24 protein-coding genes are annotated in these 25,311 nt (G+C 67.5%); 13 read left to right on the plus strand and 11 right to left on the minus strand.

The annotated features are described in order from the left end of the window. The first annotated feature begins 215 nt into the window (after positions 1-215). The 4 genes from BLR51_RS15530 (at position 216) to tsf (ending at position 4,451) form a co-directional block, all read left to right on the plus strand. Complete coding sequence (locus BLR51_RS15530; RefSeq protein ID WP_089848641.1) at positions 216-1,403, plus strand: trans-sulfuration enzyme family protein; 1,188 nt, start codon at positions 216-218, stop codon at positions 1,401-1,403. Beyond that, positions 1,403-2,443, plus strand: coding sequence for a sensor histidine kinase (locus BLR51_RS15535; RefSeq protein WP_089848643.1), 1,041 nt, complete (start codon positions 1,403-1,405; stop codon positions 2,441-2,443). Before BLR51_RS15530 ends, BLR51_RS15535 begins: the two co-directional genes overlap by 1 nt. A 252-nt stretch (positions 2,444-2,695) precedes the next feature. Beyond that, complete coding sequence (gene rpsB / locus BLR51_RS15540; protein WP_089848644.1) at positions 2,696-3,463, plus strand: 30S ribosomal protein S2; 768 nt, start codon at positions 2,696-2,698, stop codon at positions 3,461-3,463. A 112-nt stretch (positions 3,464-3,575) separates the two neighbouring features. Beyond that, a complete protein-coding gene (tsf, locus tag BLR51_RS15545) occupies positions 3,576-4,451 on the plus strand; it encodes a translation elongation factor Ts (protein WP_089848645.1) in 876 nt (291 codons plus the stop codon). A gap of 518 nt (positions 4,452-4,969) precedes the next feature. Here the strand turns inward: tsf and BLR51_RS15550 are convergent. From BLR51_RS15550 to BLR51_RS15560, 3 genes are all read right to left on the minus strand, one after another. Then, positions 4,970-5,731, minus strand: a complete 762-nt coding sequence (locus BLR51_RS15550; protein ID WP_089848650.1) for a LuxR family transcriptional regulator — start codon at positions 5,729-5,731, stop codon at positions 4,970-4,972. After that, on the minus strand, positions 5,728-6,171 hold the full coding sequence (aroQ, locus tag BLR51_RS15555; RefSeq protein ID WP_089848652.1) for a type II 3-dehydroquinate dehydratase: 444 nt from the start codon (positions 6,169-6,171) through the stop codon (positions 5,728-5,730). The genes BLR51_RS15550 and aroQ overlap by 4 nt, the downstream gene beginning before the upstream one ends. A gap of 127 nt (positions 6,172-6,298) precedes the next feature. Further along, a complete protein-coding gene (locus BLR51_RS15560; protein ID WP_089848654.1) occupies positions 6,299-7,555 on the minus strand; it encodes an NAD(P)/FAD-dependent oxidoreductase in 1,257 nt (418 codons plus the stop codon). A 120-nt stretch (positions 7,556-7,675) separates the two neighbouring features. Here BLR51_RS15560 and BLR51_RS15565 point away from each other — a divergent pair, with 120 nt between their 5' ends. The 3 genes from BLR51_RS15565 (at position 7,676) to BLR51_RS15575 (ending at position 10,260) form a co-directional block, all read left to right on the plus strand. Beyond that, a complete protein-coding gene (locus BLR51_RS15565; RefSeq protein WP_089848656.1) occupies positions 7,676-8,569 on the plus strand; it encodes a PfkB family carbohydrate kinase in 894 nt (297 codons plus the stop codon). After that, a complete protein-coding gene (locus tag BLR51_RS15570) occupies positions 8,566-9,483 on the plus strand; it encodes a pseudouridine-5'-phosphate glycosidase (protein ID WP_089848658.1) in 918 nt (305 codons plus the stop codon). Before BLR51_RS15565 ends, BLR51_RS15570 begins: the two co-directional genes overlap by 4 nt. 81 nt (positions 9,484-9,564) lie before the next feature. Next, a complete protein-coding gene (locus BLR51_RS15575) occupies positions 9,565-10,260 on the plus strand; it encodes a DUF502 domain-containing protein (protein WP_089848660.1) in 696 nt (231 codons plus the stop codon). A gap of 3 nt (positions 10,261-10,263) precedes the next feature. Here BLR51_RS15575 and BLR51_RS15580 read toward each other — a convergent pair whose 3' ends face one another. Then, positions 10,264-11,295: a patatin-like phospholipase family protein gene (locus BLR51_RS15580; RefSeq protein ID WP_089848662.1), complete on the minus strand. Its 1,032-nt coding sequence runs from the start codon at positions 11,293-11,295 to the stop codon at positions 10,264-10,266. Positions 11,296-11,380: 85 nt separating this feature from the next. Further along, positions 11,381-12,154, minus strand: a complete 774-nt coding sequence (locus BLR51_RS15585; RefSeq protein WP_089848664.1) for a 3-hydroxybutyrate dehydrogenase — start codon at positions 12,152-12,154, stop codon at positions 11,381-11,383. Between the two features lie 307 nt (positions 12,155-12,461). Here BLR51_RS15585 and BLR51_RS15590 point away from each other — a divergent pair, with 307 nt between their 5' ends. The 5 genes from BLR51_RS15590 (at position 12,462) to BLR51_RS15610 (ending at position 18,668) form a co-directional block, all read left to right on the plus strand. Beyond that, positions 12,462-14,297, plus strand: coding sequence for an extracellular solute-binding protein (locus BLR51_RS15590; protein WP_089848666.1), 1,836 nt, complete (start codon positions 12,462-12,464; stop codon positions 14,295-14,297). Between the two features lie 51 nt (positions 14,298-14,348). After that, positions 14,349-14,462 (plus strand): entericidin EcnA/B family protein, encoded by a 114-nt coding sequence (locus BLR51_RS15595; protein WP_089848668.1) that lies wholly within the window; start codon positions 14,349-14,351, stop codon positions 14,460-14,462. Positions 14,463-14,545: 83 nt separating this feature from the next. Then, complete coding sequence (locus BLR51_RS15600; RefSeq protein WP_089848833.1) at positions 14,546-15,250, plus strand: response regulator transcription factor; 705 nt, start codon at positions 14,546-14,548, stop codon at positions 15,248-15,250. A 29-nt stretch (positions 15,251-15,279) separates the two neighbouring features. Further along, on the plus strand, positions 15,280-16,455 hold the full coding sequence (locus BLR51_RS15605) for an FIST N-terminal domain-containing protein (protein WP_089848669.1): 1,176 nt from the start codon (positions 15,280-15,282) through the stop codon (positions 16,453-16,455). Continuing rightward, entirely contained in the window at positions 16,455-18,668 is a 2,214-nt protein-coding gene (locus tag BLR51_RS15610; protein ID WP_089848671.1) for a sensor histidine kinase, read from the plus strand. The genes BLR51_RS15605 and BLR51_RS15610 overlap by 1 nt, the downstream gene beginning before the upstream one ends. Before the next feature lie 107 nt (positions 18,669-18,775). On the opposite strand, the gene BLR51_RS15615 is transcribed toward BLR51_RS15610, so the two are convergent. Continuing rightward, the gene (locus BLR51_RS15615; protein WP_089848835.1) at positions 18,776-20,302 is read right to left on the minus strand and encodes a helicase HerA-like domain-containing protein; all 1,527 of its coding nucleotides are present in this window, start codon (positions 20,300-20,302) and stop codon (positions 18,776-18,778) included. Positions 20,303-20,709: 407 nt separating this feature from the next. Between BLR51_RS15615 and BLR51_RS15620 the strand changes: the two genes are divergently transcribed. Next, a complete protein-coding gene (locus BLR51_RS15620) occupies positions 20,710-21,384 on the plus strand; it encodes an invasion associated locus B family protein (protein ID WP_089848673.1) in 675 nt (224 codons plus the stop codon). 54 nt (positions 21,385-21,438) lie between these two features. Here the strand turns inward: BLR51_RS15620 and lpxB are convergent, their stop codons facing one another. From lpxB to BLR51_RS15645, 5 genes are all read right to left on the minus strand, one after another. Continuing rightward, positions 21,439-22,608: a lipid-A-disaccharide synthase gene (gene lpxB / locus BLR51_RS15625; RefSeq protein WP_089848675.1), complete on the minus strand. Its 1,170-nt coding sequence runs from the start codon at positions 22,606-22,608 to the stop codon at positions 21,439-21,441. Further along, a complete protein-coding gene (locus BLR51_RS15630) occupies positions 22,605-23,390 on the minus strand; it encodes an LpxI family protein (RefSeq protein ID WP_089848678.1) in 786 nt (261 codons plus the stop codon). Before BLR51_RS15630 ends, lpxB begins: the two co-directional genes overlap by 4 nt. Positions 23,391-23,394: 4 nt before the next feature. Continuing rightward, positions 23,395-24,183 carry an acyl-ACP--UDP-N-acetylglucosamine O-acyltransferase gene (gene lpxA / locus BLR51_RS15635; protein ID WP_089848680.1) on the minus strand — a complete coding sequence of 263 codons (789 nt, stop codon included), beginning with the start codon at positions 24,181-24,183 and terminating at the stop codon, positions 23,395-23,397. Beyond that, complete coding sequence (gene fabZ / locus BLR51_RS15640; protein WP_089848682.1) at positions 24,180-24,641, minus strand: 3-hydroxyacyl-ACP dehydratase FabZ; 462 nt, start codon at positions 24,639-24,641, stop codon at positions 24,180-24,182. The genes lpxA and fabZ overlap by 4 nt, the downstream gene beginning before the upstream one ends. 66 nt (positions 24,642-24,707) lie before the next feature. Continuing rightward, entirely contained in the window at positions 24,708-25,310 is a 603-nt protein-coding gene (locus BLR51_RS15645) for an OmpH/Skp family outer membrane protein (RefSeq protein ID WP_089848683.1), read from the minus strand. Position 25,311 lies beyond the last annotated feature (1 nt).

The raw sequence follows: 25,311 nt of genomic DNA on the forward strand, positions 1-25,311 counted from the left end.
GACTGGTTACCGAAGGAAAGACTGGAACACGCCGCGCGGGACCGAAACACCTGATCCTCGCGTTACCAGTTGTTACATAATAGACAAACATCCGCTGGTTGCAAGGCGGCATTCGCCCGCAAGTGCGCCAGATCGCCGCTGTCGTGACGTCATGCAGGGCGGCTTGTCTCGCTCCCGGGGCTGTGCAAATCCTTGCGCCAGCACAGGAGATTTCCATGGACATCCGCAAGACGCTTATCCGCCCGGTCGCTATGCCTGCCTCGTCTTCCTCGGCGGTGGTGACCCCGATCATGCCCGCCGTGGTCTATGCCTCCGACAGCCCGGACGCGCTGGATGCGCAGTATGAAGGGCGCAGCCCCGGCTACACCTATGCGCGCGAAGGCCATCCCAATGCCGATATCCTCGCCCGCCGCATCGACGCGCTGGAAGAGATGGAGGGCGGCATCGTCACCGGATCCGGCATGGCGGCGGTGGCGGTGGTGCTGATGGGGCTGCTGCGCGCGGGCGATCACGTTCTGGGGGCGGACCAGCTTTATGGCCGGTCGCTGCGGATGATGAAGGAGGATCTGCCGCGCATGGGCATCGCCACCTCGCTGGCCGATCCCACCGACGCCGCCGCGATGGAGGCGGCGCTGCGCCCCGAAACCAAGCTGGTGCTGATCGAGCTGGTGTCGAACCCCACGCTGCGCATCGCCGATCTGGACGGCATCGCCGCGCTCTGCAAGGCGCGGGGAATCCTGCTGGCGGTGGACAACACCTTCACCACGCCCGCCGCCATCGCCCCGGTGACGCGCGGCGCCGATATCGTGATCCATTCGGTGACCAAGCTGCTGGCAGGCCATGCCGATGTGACGCTGGGCTGGGTCGCGGCGCGCGATCCGGAGGTGGCGCAGCGGCTGCGGGTCTTTGCCGTCACCACCGGCATGACGGCGAGCCCCTTTGACTGCTGGCTGGCCGAACGCGGGCTGATGACCTTTCCGCTGCGGTTCGACCGCGCGCAGCAGACCGCGCAGCGGCTGTCGGAGTTTCTGTCCGGGCGGGCAGGGGTCGCGCGCGTGCTGTATCCCGGCCGCGCCGACCATCCCGATGCGGCGCGGGCCCAGTCGGTGCTGCGCGGCAATCCCGGCACCATGCTCAGTTTCGAGCTGGAGGGCGGGCGCGCGGCGGCCAATGCCTTTACCGAGGCCGCGAAGGGCATCGCCTTTGCGCCGACGCTGGGGGATGTGGGCACCACGCTGTCGCATCCGGCCTCGTCCTCGCATCGTGCGCTGACCGCCGAGGGCCGTGCGGCGCTTGGCATCTCGGAAGGGTTCTTCCGGGTGTCGCTGGGGCTGGAGGATCCCGACGCGCTGCTGGCCTGCTTCGCCGACGGGCTTGATGCCGCGCGGCAGGCGCGCGGCTGATGCGCGCCGAGGCCGGGGATCTGGTGGCGGCGATCCCGCTGCCTGCCGTGCTGATCCAGTGGGACGAGCGCATCGCCGCCACCAATATCGAGGCGGCAACCCTGCTGGGCGACGGTCTGGCGGGGCGGCATTTCATCACCGCGCTGCGCCAGCCCGCGCTGCTGGACGCGATCGAGGGCACGTTCCGGGACAGCGCGCCGCGCCGCACCCGCTACCACGCCACCGAAGACCGCCAGAATGCCAGCTTTGACGTGTCCTGCCGGGCGGTGAAGCTTGAATCGGGGGCGGGCGTGCTGCTGTGCTTTCAGGATGTGACCCATCTGGAGCAGGCCGGACAGATGCGCCGCGATTTTGTCGCCAATGTCAGCCATGAGCTGCGCACGCCGCTGACGGCACTCTTGGGGTTCATCGAGACGCTGCAGGGCCCGGCGCGCGAGGATGCCGGGGCACGGGACCGGTTTCTGACCATCATGCAGACCGAGGCCACCCGGATGGAGCGGCTGGTGGGCGATCTGCTGTCGCTGAGCCGGGTCGAGGCCGAGGAGCGGGTGCGCCCGACCGAGCCGGTGGATCTGCCCGGGCTGCTGCGGTCGGTGCTGAACGGGCTGGCGCCGCTGGCCGCCGAGGCGGGGGTGACGCTGCGCCCGGAATTTCCCGAAACCCGGCTGGAGGTGCCCGCCGATCCCGACCAGCTGCGGCAGGTGGTGATGAACCTTGTTGAGAACGCGGTGAAATATTCCGGGCGCGGCGCCTCGGTGACGGTGCGGCTGAGCGGGCCGGGCTATCAGCCGCGGCTGCGGGTCGAGGGGGTGGAGATCGCGGTGACCGATACCGGTCCCGGCTTTGATCCGATGCACATTCCCCGGCTGACCGAGCGGTTCTACCGCGTCGACAACCACCGCTCGCGCGAGATGGGCGGCACCGGGCTGGGGCTTGCCATCGTCAAGCACATCGTCAACCGGCATCGCGGGCGGCTGCGCATCGAAAGCGAGCCGGGACGCGGCAGCAGCTTCTGTGTCATCCTGCCGCTGCGCGCGTGAGACCGGGAGCACGGAGGGGGCGCTGCCCCCTCTGCGGCTGCGCCGCATTCACCCCCGGAGTTCAGGGGCAAGATGAAGGGGCGGCGGGCGGCGGGGCTTGTGCCCGGGGCAGAAGGCAGGTATAGGCGCGCGCACTGAACCCCGCAGGCGGGGTCGGGCCCTTGGGGGAGACATCCCCATCCGGTCCACCGGTTGTCCCCTATATGGGATGAGCCCCCGCCGAGGATACCGAAACCGGAAAGGAAAACGGACATGGCTCTTCCCGAGTTCAACATGCGTCAGCTGCTTGAAGCTGGCGTGCATTTCGGCCACCAGACGCAGCGCTGGAACCCCCGCATGGGCGAGTTCATCTATGGCGCGCGCAACGGCATCCACATCATGGATCTGACGCAGACCGTTCCCATGCTGGACGCGGCGCTGAAGGCCATCCGCGACACTGTCGCACGTAATGGCCGCGTGCTGTTCGTCGGCACCAAGCGTCAGGCGCAGCAGCCCATCGCCGATGCCGCAGAGCGTTGCGCACAGTATTACATGAACCACCGCTGGCTGGGTGGCACGCTGACCAACTGGCAGACCGTGTCGCAGTCCATCAACCGTCTGAAATCCATCGACGAGCGCATGGAATCCGGTGCCGAAGGCCTGACCAAGAAAGAACGGCTGGGCATGGAGCGTGACCAGACCAAACTGCAGGCGTCGCTGGGCGGCATCCGCGACATGGGCGGCCTTCCCGACATGCTGTTCGTCATCGACGTGAAGAAGGAAGCGCTGGCTGTGGCGGAAGCCAACAAGCTGGGCATCCCCGTCGTCGCGATCGTGGACACCAACTGCTCGCCGGATGGCGTGGATTACATTATCCCCGGCAACGACGACGCGGCCCGGGCCATCGCGCTTTACTGCGATCTGGTGTCGCGCGCGGCGCTGGACGGCATGACCGGCCAGATGGAAGCCGCCGGTGTCGACCTTGGCGCGCTGGAAGATGCGCCCGCCGAGGAACTGCTGGCCGGCGCGCAGCAGAACTGAGCCTGAGGCGGCGGTCCTGCGGGGCCGTCGCGCCAGTGTCACGAAAGCATGACAGGAGCGGGTGGCCCGGGGCGGGGCCGCCCCCAACGAATTTGAGATGAGGAGAGCCGAGATGGCGATCACTGCTGCACAGGTGAAAGAACTGCGCGAGATGACCGGCGCAGGCATGATGGATGCCAAGAAGGCGCTGACCGAGACCGATGGCGACATGGAAGCGGCGGTCGACTGGCTGCGCACCAAGGGTCTGGCCAAGGCGGCGAAGAAATCCGGGCGCACCGCGGCCGAAGGTCTTGTCGCCGTGCAGGTTCAGGGCGGCACGGGTGTCGCGGTCGAGGTGAACGCCGAGACCGATTTCGTCGCCAAGAACGCCGATTTCCAGGACATGGTGGGCAAGATCGCCGCGGCAGCGCTTGGCGCGTCGGACACGGCCGCGCTGGCCGATGCCGAAGTGGACGGCAAGAAGGTGTCGGACATCATCACCGACAAGATCGCCACCATCGGCGAGAACATGACCCTGCGCCGGATGGTGAAGATCGAAGGCGGTCAGGTCGTGACCTATGTGCACAATGCCGCAGCCCCCAACATGGGCCAGATCGGCGTGCTGGTCGCGATGACCGGCGGTGACGAAGCCTTTGGCCGTCAGGTTGCCATGCACATCGCTGCGGCCAACCCCGCTGCCCTGAACTCCGACGCGCTGGATCCGGCGGTGATCGAGAAAGAGCGTCAGGTCCAGATCGACATCGCGCGCGAATCCGGCAAGCCGGACGCCGTGATCGAGAAGATGATCGAAGGCCGCATGAAGAAGTATCTGGCCGAGATCACGCTGCTGGGCCAGCAGTTCGTGGTCAACCCCGACATCACCGTCGAACAGGCGGCCAAGGAAGCGGGCGCCGAGATCACCGGTTTCGTGCGTCTGCAGGTCGGCGAAGGCATCGAGAAGAAAGAAGAAGATTTTGCCGCAGAAGTGGCGAAGGTCGCGCAGGGCTGAGCCCGCGCGCGGGCCGGGTCATCCTGGCCGGGCCCGCGTCTGTCTGCTGAAAAATCCGGAGCCGCCCCTCGGGGCGGCTCCGTTTTCCTTTCCCGGCCCCCCGTGAACATTGGGGATGAGGCAGGGTGCCGAGGCGGGGGTGCCGGGCGGTCGAGGCGGTAATTGCCCCGGTCCGGCCCGACTCCGGCATAAACCGGCGGAGACGCAGCGCCCCAAAATCAGAGGGGATGCGCGCCCGTTGCTCCATGGCCAAAGCCACCACTCACGGAACGTAACGTAATCTCTCAATTTCTCTGGAACATTGAAAGTCCGGGGCGGTTAATTCGTGCCAATTTTGCGGGGCTTCCGGTAACGTTTGCGCGGATTTGCGCCCACTTTCCGGATTTTGGAAACCAACTCTCGCGATTCATAAAGTTGCAAACCCGGTTTTCCCGTAATGCGGGTATTGCGCTAACATGGATCACCGGAATTTTGCGGCGATCCGAATCGCGGTGCGGGGCAGGGGGCGGATCGAAGCCTCAGATATCCAAGACAAACATCTGGTTCTGGAACGCCGCCTTGGCCACGGCCTGTGCCGTGGTGTCGACATTCAGCGCCTCGCGCGCCAGCCGCAGGTGTTTTTCGACCGTGGCCTGAGTGAGCCCCATGATGATGGCGATGTCCTGCATGGTCTTGCCGTCGCCGACCCATTCCAGCGCCTCGCGCTGGCGCTTGGTCAGCGACTGGTTCGGCGGCACATAGGGCAGGGTGAGCACCTTGAGATGCAGCAGGTTGTTCATCAGCACGATCAGATCGCCCTGCGCCTGCCAGAGCGCGTCCACCGCGTCCTGATCCATGCCGGGGCGCGCGGTCAGCGCGATGGCGCCCTTGGCGCGGCTCGACACGGTGCGGAAGCTGACCGAATAGCCCGCCACCACGTTGCGGCTGCGGTTGAAGTCGATCACCCGGCGCTGGTCCGGGGTCAGGCTGCCGCTGGTCATCATCTCGGCCAGCACGCGCCATGAACAGGCGCCGTCGTGATCCAGCGCCCAGCGGACCATCGGCGCATGGCGGTAAAGCCCGTCGCCGATGAAGACATCGGTGTAGTCGCGGCTGTGATTGGTCAGCAGCAGGAAATCGGCGGGATCGCCCAGCGAGCTTTGGGTGCGGTAGCGGGTGAAGCCATAGAACAGCCGGTCAAAGCCGAATTCGGCCATACGCGCCACATGCAGGGCCCACGCGCATTCGATGCTGGGCGCGTGGGTAAGATCAAGCAGCCAGTCGCGATCCGCGGGCGTCACGAACGGCTCTCGTGGTGATGCAGCAGCGCGTCCATGGCCAGCGTATAGCCGCGCGGGCCGAAGCCGCAGATCACGCCCACGGCCACGCGGGCGATGTAGCTGACATGGCGAAACTCCTCGCGCGCGTGGACATTGGACAGGTGCAGTTCGATCGCGGGCACTTCGGCGGAACTGATCGCGTCCATCAGCGCGAGCGAGGTATGGGTGTAGGCGCCCGCATTGAGGATCAGCCCGTCCTTGGTGCCGCGGGCGGCGTGGATGGCATCGACCAGCGCGCCTTCGTGGTTGCTTTGCTGGAAATCCAGATCGACCCCCAGCGTTTCGGCATGGGCGCGGCACATCGCCTCGACATCGGCCAGCGTGGTGCGGCCATAGACCTCGGGCTGGCGCAGGCCCAGCAGGTTGAGATTGGGGCCGTTAAGGATCAGAAAGGCGGGCATGTCAGCGATCTCCGTAAGGTGATCCCAGATAGCGTTGATCCTGCGGTTTTGTCCAGAAAACTAAGGCTCCCGGGGGGATCTGTCCCTCATATTTTACCATAATACTGATTATAGGATAACTGTCTTCTTATCCTGCCCCGGGCAGATGCGCCACTCTGGCGGCGGTTTCGTAAAGGATTTCGCGCAAGGCACCGCCCGGTTCCCAATGCGCGGTCTGCACCGGCAAAGGCAGATCCTCGGGATCGGCGCCCAGACAGACCCGCGCCAGCGCCTGACCCAGCACTGTGCCCGGCGCGATGCCCCGCCCCGAATATCCCGTGATCGCATAGCCCTGCGGGCCGAGCTGCAGGATTTTGGGGATATGGTCGCCGGTCATGGCAATGCGGCCCGACCACCAGCAGGCAAAGCGCTGACCGGCAAGATGCGGATAAAGCCGCGCCAGTTTGCGCCGTGCCCAGCCCAGATGCAGCCTCTGGCCCAGCACATCCTCGGGCCGTCCCATGGCGCCAAGGATCAGCCGCCCCTCCGTGTCGCGCCGCCATGACGTCATGATTTTTGCGGTATCCCAGCAGCCTTCATGGCCCGGCAGCACGGGATCAGGCAGCGGATCGGTGGCGGCCTGAAAATAATACACGGCAGGAATTTTAGGAATATCAATGCCCTGAGTGCTGATGTGATAGGCATTTGTGGCGACCAGCAGCGCGCGGGCACGGATCTGGTGCTGCCCTGCCTGCAGCAGCCAGTCCGCGCCGTCCCGGCGGACGCTGCGCACCGGGGTCTGGCCGCAGAGCGTGGCGCCCGCCGCCTGCGCCGCGCGGGCCAGCCCGCGCAGATAGGCCAAGGGCTGGATCGTGCCCGCGCGCGGATCGTGCAGCGCGCCCCGCAGGCCAGCCACGCCGCTGCGCGCCTGTGCGTCTTCTGCGGAGAGCAGCACCACCGGCGCGCCTGTCGCGGTCAGCTGGCGGTGACGGTCGCGCAGATCGGCAAGCCCGCGCGCGTCCGGGGCGCAGTGCAGCGTGCCCGCACGCTGCGGCTCGCAGGCGATGCCATGGCGCGCGATCAGATCAAAGACCAGCCCCGGTCCCTGCCCCAGCATTGCGGTCAGCCGCGCCGCCCGCGCAGGCTCCAGCCCGCGCGCCAGCGCCTCTGGCGGCAGCCACAGCCCGGCATTCACCAGCCCGACATTGCGTCCCGATCCGCCATGTCCCGGCGCCAGCGCCTCGCAAAGCAGGACCGAAGCGCCCGCCTCTGCCGCTGCCAGCGCCGCCGCGCAGCCGGTAAAGCCGCCGCCCAGAAGGACCAGATCGCAGCTGCGATCGGTATCGAGCGGCGGTGTCTCCAGCCGCTCCTGCGCTGTTTGCTGCCACAGGTTGTCCGCGCGCATCTGGTCTCTCCCCCGGGGTCGCGGCCAGCAAAGCGCGCGCGCGGCGGCATCGCAACGGAAACCTGCGGCGCCGCGCGCAATCCACTTGCCGCGGCGCGGGGCTGCGGGCAAAACACCGGCATGACCACACGTCCCGACATTCTCTGTATCGGTTCCGTCCTCTGGGACGTGATCGGCCGTTCCGCCAGCACCATGCGTCAGGGATCCGACGTGCCGGGCCGCATCACCCGGCTGCCCGGTGGCGTGGCGCTGAACATCGCCATGACCCTGACCCGGTTCGGCCTGCGCCCCGGCCTGCTCAGCGCCGTGGGCCGCGATGCCGAAGGCGAAGATCTGGTGCGCGCCTGCGACCGGCTGGGCTGTCTGACCTGCGATCTTTACCGCTCCGACGATCTGCCCACCGATGTCTATATGGCGGTCGAGGGCGCCAATGGCCTGATCGCCGCCATTGCCGATGCGCATTCGCTGGAACAGGCGGGCGCGCGCATCCTCGCGCCGCTGCGCGATGGCCGTCTGGGCAGCGATGCAGCACCTTGGGCCGGGCCCGTGGCGCTGGACGGCAACCTGACAACGGCGCTGCTGGAAGAGATCCTGCACATGCCGGCGCTGGCCGCCGCCGATCTGCGCATCGCCCCTGCGAGCCCCGGCAAGGCCGACCGTCTGCTGCCCTTCCTGCGCGCCGGGCGTGGCGCGCTTTATGTGAACCTCGAAGAGGCCGGGCTGCTCTGCCAGCACGACTTTGCCACCGCGCCTGAGGCGGCGCAGGCGCTGCTGGCGCGGGGGGCGGCGCGCGCCGTGGTCACCGCAGGCGGCGCCCCTGCCGCCGATGCCACGCCCGAGGGCGTGCTGACCGAAAGCCCGCCCGAGGTGCTGGTGACCCGCGTCACCGGCGCGGGCGACACCTTCATGGCGGCCCATGTGGCCGCCGAACTGCGCGGCGAAGACCGCGCTGCGGCGCTGCACCGCGCGCTTCAGGCTGCCGCCGCCTATGTTTCCGGAGATATCCCCTCATGAGCCTTCTGCATCTTTCGCCCGATGTCGCCCGCGCGCTCAAGGACCGCGCGCCGGTCGTGGCGCTGGAATCCACCATCATCACCCATGGCATGCCATGGCCGCAGAACCTCGAGATGGCGCGTTCGGTCGAGGCCGCGATCCGCGACGCGGGCGCCACCCCCGCCACCATCGCCGTGCTGGAGGGCAAGCTCTGCGTCGGGCTCGATGACGCGCAGCTGGAACAGCTGGCCCAGACCAAGGGCGCGGCGAAGCTGTCGCGCGCCGACATGGCGGTGTGCATGGCGCGCGGCGGCACCGGCGCCACCACCGTGGCCGCCACGATGATCGCGGCCCGTCTGGCCGGGATCGAGGTCTTTGCCACCGGCGGCATCGGCGGCGCGCATCGCGGCGCCGAGACCAGCTTCGACATTTCCGCCGATCTGCAGGAACTGGCGCAGACCCCGGTGACGGTGGTGGCGGCGGGCGCCAAGGCCATTCTCGATCTGCCGAAGACGCTGGAGGTGCTGGAAACGCTTGGCGTGCCGGTCATCGCCTATGGTCAGGCGCAGCTTCCGGCCTTCTGGTCGCGCGATGCAGGCCTTGCCGCGCCGCTGCGCGCCGATACCGCCGCCGAGATCGCTCGCGCCCAGCGGATGCGCGCCGCACTCGGCCTGCCCGGCGGCCAGCTTGTCGCCAATCCCATCCCGGTCGAGGCCGAGATCCCGCGCAGCGAAATGGACCCGATCATCGCCCGCGCCATGGCTGATGCCGCCACCCATCGCATCACCGGCAAGGCGGTGACGCCCTATCTGCTGCAGCGCATCTACGAGCTGACCGGGGGCCGCTCGCTGGAGGCCAACATCGCGCTGGTGCTGAACAATGCCCGTCTGGGGGCCGCCATCGCCCGCGAACTGGCCAGCCTGCCCGCCACCTGACCCGATGCGCGCGGCGGCCCATTGTGGAACGCCGTGCGACCGCCTACCTTACGTCAGACATCTGCGGCTTCCGGGAACCCCATGACCAGCCCATTCGACGAGAAACCGCGCCGCCCCGGACTGTTTGCCGGACTGCGCGCCAGCTTCCTGACCGGCCTTGTGGTCATCATGCCGGTGGGGCTGACCATCTGGCTCATCTGGTCGCTATTCGGCTTCGTGGACGGGTTCGTGCTGCCGCTGGTGCCGTCCCGCTTCAACCCCGAAGCCTATATCGGCATCAACCTGCGCGGCGTGGGCGTGATCTTCTTCCTCGTCTTCACCATCGTGGTGGGCTGGATCGCCAAGGGGCTGATCGGCCGCTCGCTGATCCGCTTTGGCGAAAGCCTCGTGGACCGCACGCCGGTGGTGCGCTCGATCTATTCCGGGCTGAAGCAGATCGCCGAGACGGTCTTTGCCCAGTCCGAACGCAGCTTCGAAAAGGCCTGCCTCGTGCAGTATCCGCGCAAGGGCATCTGGGCCATCGGCTTCATCTCCACGCAGGCGCGCGGCGAGATCCGCGACAAATCGGCGGTGATGGGCGATCTGCTGTCTGTCTTCGTGCCGACCACGCCCAACCCGACCTCGGGCTTCCTGCTCTATTTCCCCGCGGAAGACGTGGTGGAACTGGACATGACCATCGAAGACGCGGCCAAGCTCATCATCTCTGCCGGGCTGGTCTATCCGCCCGACCGGGTGCCGCGCCCGCCGCAGGTCGAACCGGTGCGCAAGGCCTCCTGACGCTCAGCCGAACATCCGGCGCAGATCGACGGTCTGGCGCACGCCCAGACTGTCGCGATGATCCGACAGGAACGTGCCCGCCGCGCGCCGCCCCGCCTCGCGCAGCTGCGCGATGACCGAGGGCAGCGCCACCATCTTGGTGGCCACCGACAGCTGGTTCATCAGCGCGTCATCGGAAATCATGTGAACCCGCAGCTTCTTCATCGCGCCCTCTTCCACCACGCCCGAGCCGATCAGCCGCTGCACAAAATCGATGGCACGCAGATCGCGCAGCAGCGAGGAGTTGAAGCTGATCTCGTTGATGCGGTTCTGGATTTCCGGCGGGGTCACCGGCACCGCCTCGCGCACCACGGGATTGATGTTCACGATGACAAGATCGTTGGGCAAATGCTTGGCATATAACGGAAACAGCGCGGGATTGCCGGAATAGCCGCCATCCCAGAACGCCTCCATCGCGCCGGTTTCCGGATCCTCGATCTCCACCGCCTGAAACAGCGTCGGCAGGCAGGCCGAGGCCATGATCGCCTTGGGGGTCAGCCGGTCGCCGGAAAACACCCGCACCTTGCCATCGCGCACCGACGTGGCGCAGACAAAAAACTCCGGCCCCTCCGCCGAACAGATGCCGCTGAAATCCAGCCGCTCCACGATGCGCTCCAGCGGGTTGCGGTAAAACGGCCCCCAGGCATAGGGCGACATCATGCGCCCCACCGCCTCGCCCGCAGCGAAAGGCACCGAATATTGCAGCGACCGGCTGATGAAGCCGGGATCGGGTAGGAACGGATGCATCCATTCCGGTACCGCCAGATCGCGCATGCCCGCCACCTCGGACCAGAGCGTGTCAAGCACCTCGCGCGCGCCCTCGCGCCCGCCGCGCACCATCCCCGCCTTCAGCGCGGCACCGTTCAGCGCCCCCGCCGAGGTGCCGGTGATCGCGGCGATCTCCAGATCCTCCTCCTGCAGCAGCCGGTCCAGCACGCCCCAGGTAAAGGCGCCATGCGCGCCGCCGCCCTGCAGGGCCAGATTGATCTTCACCATGCTCTCGGCTCCCTGCCCTTCATCTTGCCCCTAAACTCCGGGGGTGAGCCCCGCAGGGGCGAGGGGGCAGCGCCCCCTCACCCGGTCACAGCGCGGTCCAGCCGCCATCCACGGAAATCGTCGTGCCGGTGATCTGCTCCGCCGCGTCCGAACACAGGAACACGGCGGTGCCGCCGATCTGCTCCACCGTCGCGAACTGCTTCGAGGGCTGACGGTCGAGAATCACCTTCTCGATCACTTCCTCCTCGGTCATGGCGTATTTCTTGGCGGTGTCGGGGATCTGCGCCTCCACCAGCGGGGTCTTCACATAGCCCGGGCAGATGGCATTGGCGGTGATCGGCTCTTTGGCGGTTTCCAGCGCCACGACCTTGGTCATGCCGACGATGCCGTGCTTGGCCGCCACATAGGCGGATTTATAGGGCGAGGCGGTCAGCCCATGCGCCGAGGCGATGTTGACCACCCGGCCCCAGCCCGCCTTGCGCATCATCGGCAGCGCGGCGGCGGTGCAGTGAAAGGCGGAGCTGAGATTGATGGCGATGATCGCATCCCATTTTTCCACCGGAAACTCGTCCAGCGGCGCCACATGCTGGATCCCGGCATTGTTCACCAGAATGTCGCAGGCGCCCGCCTGTTCGACCAGCGCGCGGCATTCGTCGCCCTTGGACATGTCCGCCTTGATATAGCGCACCTCCACGCCGAATTCCGCCGCCATGTCGCGGGCCAGCGCATGGTCCTCCTCGCGGTCGGTGAAGGAATTCAGCACCACCGCCGCACCGGCGCGGGCCAGTTCGCGCGCCACACCCAGCCCGATGCCGGAATTGGACCCGGTGACGATGGCCGTCTTGCCTTTCAGGGACATAGGAAACACTCCTCATTGCTGCAGGTGCAACATAGCACGCTGCATCGCAAAAATAAGGGCTTGTGGCTGCTCACGCCATGCCGCTATGGGTGTTGCCTTCGCTCCACAGTGGCAGAAAAACCGCTCTGGCCAAAAAAAACGCCGGCGCAAGGCCGGCGTCAAGTCGTTGAGGCAGGTTTCATACAGGCAAGAAACCTATCGAGCAGTGAGACTGTTATACGCGCTTTACCGCTGGAGTCCAACCTAAAAGTTTGAAAAGACGTGAAAGCCCGGATAGGCTCAAATGCCAAGAAAACAAGGGCAGGGCATGACTGTTGCATTTTTGGATACAATAAGTTTCCGCAATTCCGGGGTGGCATTTGTTGCTCTGGCGTTATCTTCATTTGTTGGAATCAGTGCGTCCGCAGACCCTGCTCATGCCATATCCATGTATGGTGCCCCTGCCCTCCCCCCAGATTTTGACTCCCTGCCCTATGTGAACCCGAATGCGCCCAAAGGTGGCCGCGCGGTCAGCGGTGAAGTGGGCAGCTTTGACAGTCTCAATCCGCACATCCTGAAAGGCAGCCCGCCCTGGCAGCTGCGTTTCCTTGCATATGAATCACTTATGGGGCGAAGCTGGGACGAAGCCTTCACGCTTTACTGCCTGCTTTGCGAGACGATCGAGACCGGACCGAATCGGTCTTGGGTGGAATTCACCCTCCGCCCCGAGGCGCGGTTCTCTGATGGCTCCCCCGTCACCGTCGAAGACGTGATGTGGAGCTACGAGACCTTGGGCACGCAGGGCCATCCTCGCTATCATGCGGCATGGGCGCGCGTCGCCGCGATGGAACAGACCGGGCCGCGCAGCCTGCGCTTTACCTTCACCGAACCCGACCGGGAACTGGTGCTGCTGATGGGGATGCGCCCCATCCTCAAGAAAGCCCAGTGGGAGGGTCGCGATTTTGCGCAGAGCGGGCTCGACGTGATCCCGATCACCACCGCGCCCTATGTGATCGATCAGGTGGTGCCGGGGCGGACGCTGGTGCTGAAACGCGACCCCGAGTATTGGGGCCGCGACCTGCCCTTCATGCGCGGACAGGCCAATCTTGACGAGCTGCGCATGGAATTTTTCGCCGATGGCACCGCGATGTTCGAGGCGTTCAAGGCCGGGCTGCTGAACGTGAACCGCGAGAACAACGCGGAAAAATGGGCCACGCAATATGATTTCCCGGCGGTGCGCGGCGGTGATGTGGTGCTGTCGGAGATCCCGCATGGCCGCCCCTCGGGCATGACCGGCTTTGCCATGAACCTGCGCCAGCCCGCCTTTGCCGACTGGCGGGTGCGCGAGGCGCTGCTGCAGGCCTTCAACTTCGCCTATATCAACGAGACGATGACCGGCGGGCGCCAGAAGCGCATCACCTCGTATTTTTCCAACTCGACGCTGGCCATGGATCACGGCCCCGCCTCGGGCCGGGTGCGCGCCCTGCTGGAGCCCTATGCCGAGGATCTGCTGCCCGGCGCGCTGGAAGGATACAGCCTGCCCGAAGGCGATGGCACCGCGCGCAACCGTGACGGGCTGCGCCGCGCGCTGGATCTTTTTGCCGAAGCCGGGTTCACGCTGGATCAGGGCCGCATGATGGATCCGTCCGGCCGCCCCTTCCGGTTCGAGATCCTGCTGCCGCAGGGCATGGGCGAGGAAGCCTCCATGCTCGACATCTATGCCCGCGCGCTGGACCGGCTGGGCATTGGCGTCACGATCAGCAGCGTCGATCCCGCGCAGTTCAACATCCGCACCGCCGAGTTCGATTTCGACATGGCATGGACCCGCATCGGGCTGTCGCTGTCGCCGGGCAACGAGCAGCGGCTTTACTGGGGCAGCGCTGCCGCCGACCAGCCCGGATCGCGCAACCTCATGGGCATCGCCTCGCCTGCGGTGGATGCGATGATCGACCAGATGCTGGCCGCCGAGGAGGAGGCAGAGTTCACCGCCGCCGTGCAGGCGCTGGACCGGGTGCTGACGACGGGGCGCTATGTCATCCCGCTTTATCAGTGGGACAGGACATGGATCGCCCATGCCAAGGAATTGACCTATGATGCGGCGCGTACGCCGGTCTATGGCGATTGGGTGGACTGGATGCCCAATGCGTGGTGGTGGCAGGACTGACCGCCGCGCTACATTCCAGAGACAACAAAAACAGCAACAACGAGCAGATCGATGAAACAGGCCCTTCTTCTTTCCCTTCTGGCGGCTCTCGCCGCCTGCGGCACGGTTGATGGCGTAGGCCAGGACATCTCTTCCGCCTCGCGGACGGTGCAGAGCTGGTTCTGAGCCCGGCTTCGACCTTTTGACACAGGACTCGGCTCCGCCCCCGCGCTAGTCTGGGGCGGAAGCTAACAAGAGGCGTCATGGCCATGGACCACCGGGCAACCCTCCTGTCCCCGACCGGAGACAGCCGCGCGCTGGTGGTGGATGACCATCCGCTGTTCTGTGACGCGCTGACGCTGACGCTGCAGTCGCTGGCGGGCTTTGCCCGGATCGACACCGCCGGCACGCTGGAGCGGGCGCTGGAACTTGTGTCCGACGGGGATCCGCCGCATCTGGTGATCCTTGATCTGACCCTGCCCGACGTGACCGGGCTGGACGGGCTGCTGCGGCTGCGGCGCGCGGTGCCGCGCGCGGCGCTGCTGATCGTCTCCTCCATGGCCGACAACCGCATGGTGTCGCATGTGATGAAGGCGGGCGCGGACGGGTTCGTGCCCAAACATGCCCAGCGTTCGGTGTTCCGCCGCGCCTTCGAGGCGGTGGCGCGGGGCGAGCCCTTCCTGCCCGACGGCTATATCGACCCGCAGGCGCCCGGCAGCGGCAGCGGCGCGGCAGAGGCGCTGGACCGGCTGGCCACGCTGACCGCGCAGCAGGCGCGCATCCTGTCGCTGCTCTGCGAGGGCAAGCTGAACAAGCAGATCGCCTATGAGCTTGCCATCGCGGAAACCACGGTAAAGGCGCATGTGACGGCGATCATGCGCAAGCTGGGGGTGCATAGCCGCACGCAGGCGGTGCTGATCGCGCAGGAGGCGCGGTTTGCGCAGGTCTTGCCAAGGGAGGCTGGCAGTCCCTAATCTGCATCACCACGCGAAAGGACAAGGATTTGGACGGAGCAGGCCATGGCTCCGGGGGGGAGGACAAGGGGCGGGCCGGTGCCCTCTGCGTCGCGCAGGTTGCCTGCGACGCGCCGGACCCGATCAGCGCGATCCACGCCCAGCTGGGACCGGGGCCCTTTGCGCTTGTCTGTCTCTTTGCCAGCCCCCGCGCCGATTTTATCGCCCTGACCCGGCAGGCGCAGGGCCGGTTCGGCGCGGCAGAGGTGCTTGCCTGCACCACCGCCGGAGAGATCGGCCTCAACGGCTATGAGGATGGCCAGATCATCGCCACCGGCTTTCCCGCCGATCTGTTTGCCGTGGACAGCTACGCCATCGACGGGCTGGACCAACTGGAAGCGCAGGCCACCATCGACGAGGTGATCCACCGGCGCCGGGCGCTGGCCGCGCGCGCGCCGCAGATGCCCTATGATTTCGCCTTCCTCATGGTGGATGGCCTGTCGCTGCAGGAAGAGAACCTGACCTCGGTTCTGGCCTCGGGCATGGGGTCGACGCCGCTTTTTGGCGGCTCCACCGGGGATGGCACCAGTTTCTGCAGCACATGGGTGGCGCATAACGGCGTGATCCGGCGCAATGCCGCCCTGCTGGCGCTGGTGCGGTCGCATTGCCCGGTCAAGGTGTTCAGCCTTGACCATCTGGTGCCGACAGAGGTGCGCATGGTGGTCACCGCCGCCGACCCGGACCGCCGTCTGGTGCAGCAGATCAACGCCGAACCCGCCGCCGCCGAATATGCCCGGCTTCTGGGCAAGGATCCCGGGCAGCTGGACGCCTTCACCTTTGCCGCGCATCCCGTGGTGGTCCGGCTGGGGGACAGCCACCATGTGCGGTCGATCCAGCGCGTCGACGAGTCGGGCCATCTGGTGTTCTTCTCGGCCATCAACGAAGGCATGGTGCTGACGCTGGCCCGTCATCAGGACATGGCCCGGCATCTGGAGGAGGGGCTGCGCGCCCTGTCGCATCCGGTGATGCCGCAGCAGATCCTTGGCTGTGACTGCCTGTTCCGCCGGATCGAGGCCGGGCAGTATCAGCAGACGCGGCGCGTCTCCGACATCCTGTCGCGGTTCAACGTGGTGGGGTTCAACACCTATGGCGAACAGTATGGCGCGCTGCATGTGAACCAGACCCTGACCGGGGTGGCCTTCTACCCGCCCGAGGGCCGCGGCTGATGTCGCTGGTCAACCCGCTGGATTCGCTGGAGCGGCAGAACGAAAAGCTGCTGAAGATCGCCGAGGCGCTGATGCGGCGGGTGGAATATGGCACCGCGCCTTCGGGGGCCGCCTATGCCCAGTTCGAACGCGCCGCCCTGCTGGAAAAGCGCGTGCGCGAGCGGACGCTGGAACTGGAACGCACGCTTGAGCTGCTGCATCAGTCCAACAGCCAGCTGGCGCAGGCCCATCACGACACCGAGGCGGCGCGGCGCAATCTGGCCGATGCCATCGAGACCGTCTCCGAAGGTTTTGCGCTGTTTGATCCCGGCGACCGGCTGGTGCTGTGCAACGCGCGCTTCTGCCGGGATTTCCGCGACACGGTGCATGATCTGCGCCCCGGCCTGCCCTTTGCCGATTATGTCGAAAGGATCAGCCGCTCGCGCCGTCTGGTGCTGCCCGAGGGGGTCAGCGCCGCAGGCTGGGCCGAACAGCGCCTGCGCCGTCATCAGGACCGCAGCGTGATGTTCAACGTGCGCCATACCGTCGACCGCTGGCTGCAGGTGTCAGAGCACCGCACCGGCAATGGCGGCACGGTGGTGGTGCAGACCGACGTCACCGACATCATCCGGCTGGAGCGGCAGGAACGGCTGAAGCTGCGCGACAAGCAGACCCGGATGATCCGCGCCACGCTGGACCATCTGGATCAGGGCGTCTGCATCTTTGACGAGACGGCGCGGCTGGTGGCGTGGAACCTGCGCATCGGGGCGCTGCTGGGCCTGCCGGTGCGGCGGCTGCATCTGGGCGCCTCCTTTGCGGCGCTGCTGGCGCGTCTGGACGAGGAATTCACCTTCGCCCGGGGCGAGGAGCGCGCGGGCTTCGCGCGCTGGGCGGCGGCCTCTGGCCCGCGCGATCCGATCCGGGTCGAGGTGATGCGCCGCGACGGCACCGTGCTGCGGATCTTTGGCAGCGACATGCCGGATGGCGGCTTTCTGTTTTCCTGCACCGATGTGACGGCGGAACGGGAATCGGCCCGCAAGCTGACGGAACTGAACGAAATTCTGGAACAGCGCGTGATGGAGCGCACGCTGGAGCTGGAGGATGCGCTGTCGGCGGCGGAACGGGCCAATGCCTCCAAATCGCGCTTCGTCGCGGCGGCGAGCCATGACCTGCTGCAGCCCCTGTCGGCGGCCAAGCTGTTCCTGTCCTCGCTGGCGGACCGCTGTGCCGACCCGCGCGAGGCGTCGGTGCTGGCCAAGGCGGAAAGCGCCATCTGTTCCGCCGAACAGATCATCGACGCGCTGCTCGACATCTCGCGGCTGGAATCCGACGGGCTGCGCTTTGACATCCGCCCGGTGGCGCTGTCGGACATCCTGCGCCCGCTGCGCGACGAGATGGAGGTGCTGGCGGCGCGCAAGGGGCTGGTGCTGCGCATGGTCGACAGCAGCCTGACCGTCAGCACCGATCCCGCCTTCCTGCGGCGCATCCTGCAGAACCTGATGGCCAATGCCATCCGCTATACCGACCGGGGCCGGGTGCTGGTGGGGGTGCGGCGCCATGGCGGTGCGGCCCGGATCGAGGTGCATGACACCGGGCCCGGCATCGCCGCCGAGGACCAGTCCGCCATCTTCGAGGAGTTCCGCAGGCTTGATCCCCGCGCCAGCCGCAATGACGGGCTGGGCCTGGGGCTGGCCATCGTCGAGCGCGCCTGCATCCGGCTTGGCCATCCGCTGGGGCTGCGGTCCGAGCCCGGGCGCGGATCGTGTTTCATGGTCAGCGTCGGGCTGGCCGGGGCGGTGGCGCCGGTGCGGCAGGCGGCCCCCGGCCCCGCCCGGCCTGCGGGGCTGGCGCAGGCCGGGCTGATCGTGCTGCTGGTGGAAAACGAGCCGCAGCTGCGCCGCGCCATTTCGGTGCTGGTGGAAAGCTGGGGCGTCAACGTGATCGAGGCCGGGGATGCGGCGGCGGCGCTTGATCTGCTCGACGATCTCGATCTGACCCCCGACGCGCTGCTGCTGGATCACCAGCTGGGATCCGGCCTTTCCGGTACGGCGCTTTTTGAGGAGATCAGCGCCCGGCTGGGCCGCCTGCCCTGTGCCATCCTCTCCGCCGACCGGTCCTCGGCGCTGCGCGACACCTGCGCGGCGCTGGCGGTGGAGCTGCTGCCGAAACCGCTGGACCGCCACAGGCTGGGGCAGTTTCTGGATGCGGCGGCACGGCGGATGGCGGCGGAGTAGCTTCTGCCCGGCGCCGCAGGGGGCTCTGCCCCCATCCCCCTGCGGGGGACTCCCCCGGGATATTTGCAGCCGCTGGAAGCACAGGGCAAGGCACGGTGGCGCGGGCGTCAGCGTGCCCTGAAGAGCGATCCCAGAATACCGCGCACCAGACGTTTGCCGGTGGTGCCGGAAAGCTCCTTGAGCACGGCCTGCCCCAGCGCCTCGGTCAGGGTGGCGGGGGCGGCGCGGGCCGGGCGGCGGTCTGCAGGCGTGTAGCGGCGGGCGCGGCTATGGGGGCGGCTGCCGGGGCTGTCGGCGTCGGGGGCTGGCTCGGGGGTGGCGGCGCGGGCGGCGGCCTCGGCCCGGGCGGCCAGCAGTTCATGCGCCGAAGGCCGGTCGAGGGGCGTGTCATACTTGCCCGCGACGGGCGAGGCAGCCATGGTCTCCGCCCTCTCCACGTCGGTGATCACGCCAAGGCGCGAGGCGGGCGGGCGGATCAGGGTGCGCTGCACCATGCCCGGCTCGCCCTTTGTCTGCAGGAAAGAGGTGACAGCCTCGCCGGTGCCGACCTCACGGATCGCGGTTTCGGTGTCGAAGGCGGGGTTGGGGCGGAAGGTTTCCGCCGCCTGCCGCAGCGCGCGGGCCTCGCGGGCGGTGAAGGCGCGCAGCGCGTGCTGCACCCGGTTGCCAAGCTGGCCAAGGATGTCCTCGGGGATGTCGGCAGGGGACTGGGTGACAAAATACACCCCCACGCCCTTGGAGCGGATCAGGCGGGCCACCTGTTCCACCTTGTCGATCAGCGCCTTGGGTGCATCGTCAAAAAGCAGATGCGCCTCGTCGAAGAAGAACACCAGTTTCGGGCGGTCGGGATCGCCGACCTCGGGCAGGGTTTCGAAAAGCTCGGACAGCAGCCAGAGCAGGAAGGTCGCGTAGAGCCGCGGCGCCGCCATCAGCGCCCCGGCGGCGAGGATATTGACCTGCCCCAGACCTTCGGGCGTGACGCGCAGCAGATCGGCCAGATCCAGCGCCGGTTCGCCGAAGATCTGCGCGCCGCCCTCGTTTTCCAGCACCAGCAGGCGGCGCTGGATCGCGCCCACCGAGGCGGCGGAGATATTGCCGTAGCGCAGCGACAGGTCGCGGGCATTCTGCCCCAGCCAGACCAGAAGCGCCTGCAGATCCTTGAGATCAAGCAGCGGCAGCCGCTGTTCGTCAGAGATCCGGAAGGCGATGTTCAGCACGCCCTCCTGCGCCTCGGAGAGATCGAGCAGCCGGGACAGCAGCAGCGGCCCCATTTCGGCCAGGGTCGCGCGCACCGGATGCCCGTCGCGGCCAAAGAGATCCCAGAACACCGCCGGAGTTGCCGCATAACGCAGATCCGGCAGCCCGATCTTGGCGCTGCGGGCGGCAAAGGCCGCGTGCAGCGGGCCCTCCGGCGATCCGGGGCGCGACAGCCCGGCCAGATCTCCCTTCACATCCGACAGGAAGACCGGCACCCCTGCGGCGGAAAACCCTTCGGCGAGGATCTGCAGCGTCACCGTCTTGCCGGTGCCGGTGGCGCCCGCGATCAGCCCGTGCCGGTTGGCCAGCCGCAAAAGCAGATGCTGCGCCTCGGCATGATCGCTGCCGCCACCGCCTACAAAAACGCCGCTCCGCATGGCATCCTCCCGCACCGCACGCAGGCTACCATACATCCTTAACCTTTTGGTGCCAGTGTGAAATCTGCCCGGGGTGACATGTCCTCTCCTGCTCCGGGCGGACTTCCTCCCTGTCTGACTGGCCGCGCCCCTCACAAGGCGCGGTCTTTTGTTCAAAAGTGAAGCTGCGGACTTGCAAACCCTGTTGACCGTTCCCAAAGGGTTTCGTAACGTCTTGGCAATGACATAGTCGGCCGGTCCGACAGGGAGCAAGGGAAAGGGGGTCGCAAGGCCCCTTTTCTCTTTCGTTTGAAGCGCTTCGCAGCTTTCCGCCGGTGCCGCGGCGGGTCCGGAATTTCCGGCCTGACACTGCGTGGGGCGCATGCTAAGCGGGCACCGAGACCGTTTCCAGAGCTCAGGGAGTTTCCATGACCAGACCTCTTACCTTGCTTCGTCTGCTGCCGCTGGTGGCGGGGCTGGCTGCCCTGCCCGCGCAGGCGCAGGAAGCCACCCAGACCGAGACCCCCGAGGCGGCGCAGAGCGCGCAGACCCCGTCCCCCGCTGATACCAGCGTCGGTGGCGGTCTGACGCTGGGCGAGCCGGCAGAGGGCGAGGCGGCGGCGCCCGCCCCGGGCCAGCAGCAGCCCGAGACCTATGTGAAGTCCACCAATGGCGACTGGGAGCTGCAGTGCCTGCGCGTGCCCGAAGGCACCGATGCCGAAGATCCCTGCCAGATGTATCAGCTGCTGCAGGACGGCAATGGCGGCAATGTGGCCGAGGTCAGCATCTTCCGCCTTGCCAATGGCGGTCAGGTCACGGCGGGCGGCACCTTTGTCGTGCCGCTGGAGACGTTGCTGACCCAGAAGCTGAGCATCGCCGTCGATGGCGGTCAGCCCAAGCGCTATGATTTCTCGTTCTGCACGCAGGTGGGCTGTTACGCCCGCGTCGGCTTTACCGAAGAAGACGTGGCCCGGTTCAAGGCCGGTCGCGGCGCCACGATCACCATCGTTCCGGCCATGGCGCCGGACCAGCAGGTGACGCTGGACATGTCGCTGTCGGGCTTCACCGCGTCTTTTGACGAAAGCTCCGCCCTGCGGCAGTAAGCGCTGCCCTCAAGGCTGGACATCCGCCCCCGGAGCCGCGGCTCCGGGGGTTTTTTATGGCAGGGGCTTTGGGGTATTGAGCCCGTCCAGCACGGCCATGGCGGCGCGGGTGCCGGGGGCGGCGCCACCCTGCCCCAGCCTTTGCATGGTCAGCGCCATGGCGGCGCGCTGCGGCTCCGGCGCGTCCAGCACCTGCAGCAGGGCGGTGGCGATGGAGTCGGGGCGGCAGGCCTTGCCGATGAATTCCGGCACGCTGCGCGTCTCTGACACCAGATTGACCAGCGTCACCGTGTCCACCCGCAGCATCCGCCCGATGATCTGCCGGGAGAGCCAGCCCATGTCATAGGCGATGACCATGGGCGTGTCCGCAGCCGCCAGTTCCAGCGACACGGTGCCCGACGCGGCCAGCGCCACATCGGCGGCGGCAAAGGCTGCCCGTTTCTCCGCCCGCCCCACCTCGCCCGCGCCGCGCGGGTCAAGGATCAGCGGCGCGCCCGGCCAGCCCGTGCAGAGATCGCTCACCAGCCCCGCCACCGGCGAGGCGGCGGGCAGCACGAAGCGCAGATCGGGGCGGGCTGCGTAGAGCCGCGCCACCACCTGCGCAAAGACCGGGGCCAGCCGCGTCACCTCCGACCGGCGCGAGCCCGGCAGGATCAGGCAGAGCGGCGCCTGCCCCAGCCCGTGCCGCGCCCGGAACTCTGCCGCCTGCTGCGGGCTGGCCTGCGGGTCGGTCACCACGGGATGGCCGACAAAATCGCAGCGCATGCCCGCCGCTTCCATATAGGGCGGCTCGAAGGGCAGCAGCGCCAGCACCTGATCCACATGGCGCGCCATCTTGACCGCGCGGCCCGGACGCCATGCCCAGACGGTGGGGGCGACGTAATGCACCACGCGGATGTCGGAGCGCGCCTTGACCAGTGCCGCGACGCGCAGGCAGAATTCCGGAAGATCGATGGTCACCAGCACATCGGGGCGCGCGGCGATGATCGCGTCAGCGGTCTGGCGGATGCGGGCCTTGAGCGCACCATACTGGCGCAGGATCTCGGTGATGCCCATGACGCTGATCTCGTCCATGGGAAACAGGCTGTTGAGCCCCTCGTCCAGCATGCGCTCGCCGCCGATGCCGTCGAAGCGGATGTCGGGGACCATCCCGGTCAGCCCGGCCATCAGCGCTGCGCCCAGCTTGTCGCCTGAAGGCTCGCCCGCGATCAGAAACACCTTCATGCGCCGCGCTCCCGCACCCAGAGATACATGCCCGCCGCGTCCAGATCGCGCAGCACGCGGTCGCGGTCCAGCACCATGACGCCGCCCGCCTCGATCACCAGCCCGTCAAGCCCGGCACGGGCGGAGCCCGCCACCGTCGCGGGGCCGATCACCGGCAGATCGGCGCGGCGGTCCTGTCCGGGCTTGGGCGCTTTATACAGCAGCCCGCCCTGACCGGGCGCGAGGCGGGCGAGCATGGCATCGGTGCCCGCGTCATCCTCCTGTGCTGCCACCCTGCCGCCGCGCAGCACCGCCGCCTGCCCCAGATCGGCCCGGCCCTGCGCCGCGCTGACCCTGTCGCCCAGCAGGGCAAGGGCTGCGGCCTCCGGCCCGGGCTGCGCCGCGGTGAGGATGCCAGCGGGCGGCAGCAGATCGGGGGCGGCCTCATGCGCGCCCAGAACCTGAAACCCTGCGCCTTCAAGAATGCCGATCACGATGCGCAGCGCGCCATCATCGCCGCGCCGCAGGGCACGCACCACCCGGGGCAGCAGCCGCAGCGTTGGCAGATCCAGCGCCCGCAGCGACAGCGCGGGCCGGGTCACCCGCCCGCACATGCAGATGCGCGTCACGCCCCGGCGGCGCAGGGCGCGCAGAAAGCCGCCCAGCCGTTCCAGCCGGAACACCAGATCGGGCTCCACACGGTCGGGCAGCGCATGGGCCAGCGCGCAGACCAGCACCGGCTCCGGCGCGGCCTTGGCCACGGCGCGCGGCAGATCGCCCTGCCCTGCGATCAGCGCCAGCACGGGCTTAGCCCGGGGTCAGGAAGTGGCGGTCACTGTCGCCAAGGATGAATTCGACGATCTCGCGCACATAGGGGCTCTGCGTTTCGTCCCCCAGCCGCTTTGCCCGGTCGGCAAAGGCGCCTTCGCCCTGTGCCAGCATCTGGAAGGCGGCGCGCAGCGCGGTGATGTCGGCGCGGCTGACGCCCCGGCGTTTCAGCCCGACAAGGTTCAGCCCGTCGAGCTTGCCGCGCGGCGCCTGCACCAGCCCGTAGGGGATCACGTCATTGGTGACCATGGTCAGCGCCCCGATGATGGCACCGCGCCCGATGCGCACCCATTGGTGCACGCCGGACAGCCCGCCCACGATCACGTCATCCTCCAGCACGCAATGCCCCGCCACGGCGACATTGTTCACAAGGATCACGCGGTCGCCGATCTGTGCGTCATGGGCCACGTGGCAGCCCGCCATGAACAGCCCGTCATCGCCGACCCGGGTGACGCCGCCACCGCCTTCGGTGCCGCAGTTCATCGTCACATGTTCGCGGATGCGGTTGCGGGCGCCGATCTGCAGTCTGGTCTTTTCGCCGCGGAATTTCAGATCCTGCGGAATCTCTCCGATCACCGCGAAGGGAAAGACCACGGTGTCTTCGCCGATCTCGGTCATTCCGGTGACGATGACATGGGATTTAAGCTCCACCCGCGCGGCCAGCACCACCTCGGGACCGATATGGCAGAAGGGGCCGATGCGGCACCCCTCGCCGATCTGCGCCCCCGGCTCCACGATGGCCGACGGATGGATCACGGTGCCGGTCAAGACGGCAGATCCATCATCGCGGTGAATTCGGCCTCTGCCGCCATCTCGCCCTCGACCTCGGCCATGCCGGAGAATTTCCAGACCTTGGCGCCCGGCTTGCCGCGCTTGGTGGTGATGCGCATCTTCAGCACGTCGCCCGGCACCACCATGCGGCGGAACTTGGCGCTGTCGATGGCCATGAAATAGACCTTCAGATCCTTGTCCGCCAGATCCAGCGCCGTCCCCACCATGACCGCGGCGGTCTGCGCCATGGCCTCGATGATGGTGACGCCGGGCATGATCGGCCGTCCCGGGAAATGTCCCTGGAAATGCGGTTCGTTCATGCTGACATTCTTGATCCCCAGCGCAGAGGAGAAGCCGTCGATCTCCACCACCCGGTCCACGAGCAGGAAGGGATAGCGATGCGGCAGGATGCGCTGGATGAGGTCGATATCCGCGCGCAGCAGGGTCTCGGTCATCGGCGGCCTTTCTTCTGAAAACAACGCCCCGTCCCTAGCAACCGGCGGGCGGCGGGGCAAGGCACCTCAGGGATCGGTGCCGGGCGCCGCAGGGTCAGGCAGCGGCGGCTCGGGCAGCAGATCCGGCCCTTCGCCGATTTCGGCATCGATCCGCGAAATGGCGGTTTCGGTGATGTCGATGACCTCGGCGGCCAGCAGCACCTGCCGTTTGTCGAGGATGACCGCAGCCCCCGCCTCGCGCATCAGCTCGGCCAGAACCGGCTCCGCCTCGGCCAGAAACTGCCGCCGCCGGTTGTCGGACAGATCCCCCAGCATGCGCGCCTTGGCATCCTGTTCGCGGCGCAGCGCCTGCACCTTCTGGTCGAAGGCATCGGCCAGCGCGCGAAACTCGGCAGGCGGCAGGCTGCGGCGCTGCTCGGTCAGGCGGCGTTCCTCTTCGGTCAGATCGCTTTCGATGCGACGGTTCTCGGCGGCCAGATCGGCGCCCTGCTCCTCCAGCGCGGCGCTGACCTTGCGGCCATAGGCGCTGTCCGCATAAAGCCGGTCGACCTCCAGCGTCAGGATCGGGCTTTGCACCACGCCCGCCCGCGTGGCGTCCTGCGCGCTGGCGGCAGCTGCCGACAGCACGCAGGTCAGGGCCAGCAGCAGCGCGCGGACCCGTCCCGCCATG

This window comes from Salipiger marinus, assembly GCF_900100085.1.
In the GTDB taxonomy this organism is placed as follows: Bacteria; Pseudomonadota; Alphaproteobacteria; order Rhodobacterales; family Rhodobacteraceae; genus Salipiger; species Salipiger marinus.

Bases quoted from the DNA above. Each gene is read 5' to 3' on its own strand.
- BLR51_RS15570 (WP_089848658.1), top strand. From the start codon at position 8,566: ATGAGCCTTCTGCATCTTTCGCCCGATGTCGCCCGCGCGCTCAAGGAC.
- fabZ (WP_089848682.1), bottom strand. From the start codon at position 24,641: ATGACCGAGACCCTGCTGCGCGCGGATATCGACCTCATCCAGCGCATC.
- BLR51_RS15580 (WP_089848662.1), bottom strand. From the start codon at position 11,295: ATGGTGAAGATCAATCTGGCCCTGCAGGGCGGCGGCGCGCATGGCGCC.
- BLR51_RS15595 (WP_089848668.1), top strand. From the start codon at position 14,349: ATGAAACAGGCCCTTCTTCTTTCCCTTCTGGCGGCTCTCGCCGCCTGC.
- aroQ (WP_089848652.1), bottom strand. From the start codon at position 6,171: ATGCCCGCCTTTCTGATCCTTAACGGCCCCAATCTCAACCTGCTGGGC.
- BLR51_RS15535 (WP_089848643.1), top strand. From the start codon at position 1,403: ATGCGCGCCGAGGCCGGGGATCTGGTGGCGGCGATCCCGCTGCCTGCC.
- BLR51_RS15530 (WP_089848641.1), top strand. From the start codon at position 216: ATGGACATCCGCAAGACGCTTATCCGCCCGGTCGCTATGCCTGCCTCG.
- lpxB (WP_089848675.1), bottom strand. From the start codon at position 22,608: ATGAAGGTGTTTCTGATCGCGGGCGAGCCTTCAGGCGACAAGCTGGGC.
- BLR51_RS15610 (WP_089848671.1), top strand. From the start codon at position 16,455: ATGTCGCTGGTCAACCCGCTGGATTCGCTGGAGCGGCAGAACGAAAAG.
- BLR51_RS15560 (WP_089848654.1), bottom strand. From the start codon at position 7,555: ATGCGCGCGGACAACCTGTGGCAGCAAACAGCGCAGGAGCGGCTGGAG.
- rpsB (WP_089848644.1), top strand. From the start codon at position 2,696: ATGGCTCTTCCCGAGTTCAACATGCGTCAGCTGCTTGAAGCTGGCGTG.
- BLR51_RS15575 (WP_089848660.1), top strand. From the start codon at position 9,565: ATGACCAGCCCATTCGACGAGAAACCGCGCCGCCCCGGACTGTTTGCC.
- BLR51_RS15590 (WP_089848666.1), top strand. From the start codon at position 12,462: ATGACTGTTGCATTTTTGGATACAATAAGTTTCCGCAATTCCGGGGTG.
- BLR51_RS15565 (WP_089848656.1), top strand. From the start codon at position 7,676: ATGACCACACGTCCCGACATTCTCTGTATCGGTTCCGTCCTCTGGGAC.
- BLR51_RS15600 (WP_089848833.1), top strand. From the start codon at position 14,546: ATGGACCACCGGGCAACCCTCCTGTCCCCGACCGGAGACAGCCGCGCG.
- BLR51_RS15615 (WP_089848835.1), bottom strand. From the start codon at position 20,302: ATGCGGAGCGGCGTTTTTGTAGGCGGTGGCGGCAGCGATCATGCCGAG.
- BLR51_RS15585 (WP_089848664.1), bottom strand. From the start codon at position 12,154: ATGTCCCTGAAAGGCAAGACGGCCATCGTCACCGGGTCCAATTCCGGC.
- tsf (WP_089848645.1), top strand. From the start codon at position 3,576: ATGGCGATCACTGCTGCACAGGTGAAAGAACTGCGCGAGATGACCGGC.
- BLR51_RS15645 (WP_089848683.1), bottom strand. From the start codon at position 25,310: ATGGCGGGACGGGTCCGCGCGCTGCTGCTGGCCCTGACCTGCGTGCTG.
- BLR51_RS15620 (WP_089848673.1), top strand. From the start codon at position 20,710: ATGACCAGACCTCTTACCTTGCTTCGTCTGCTGCCGCTGGTGGCGGGG.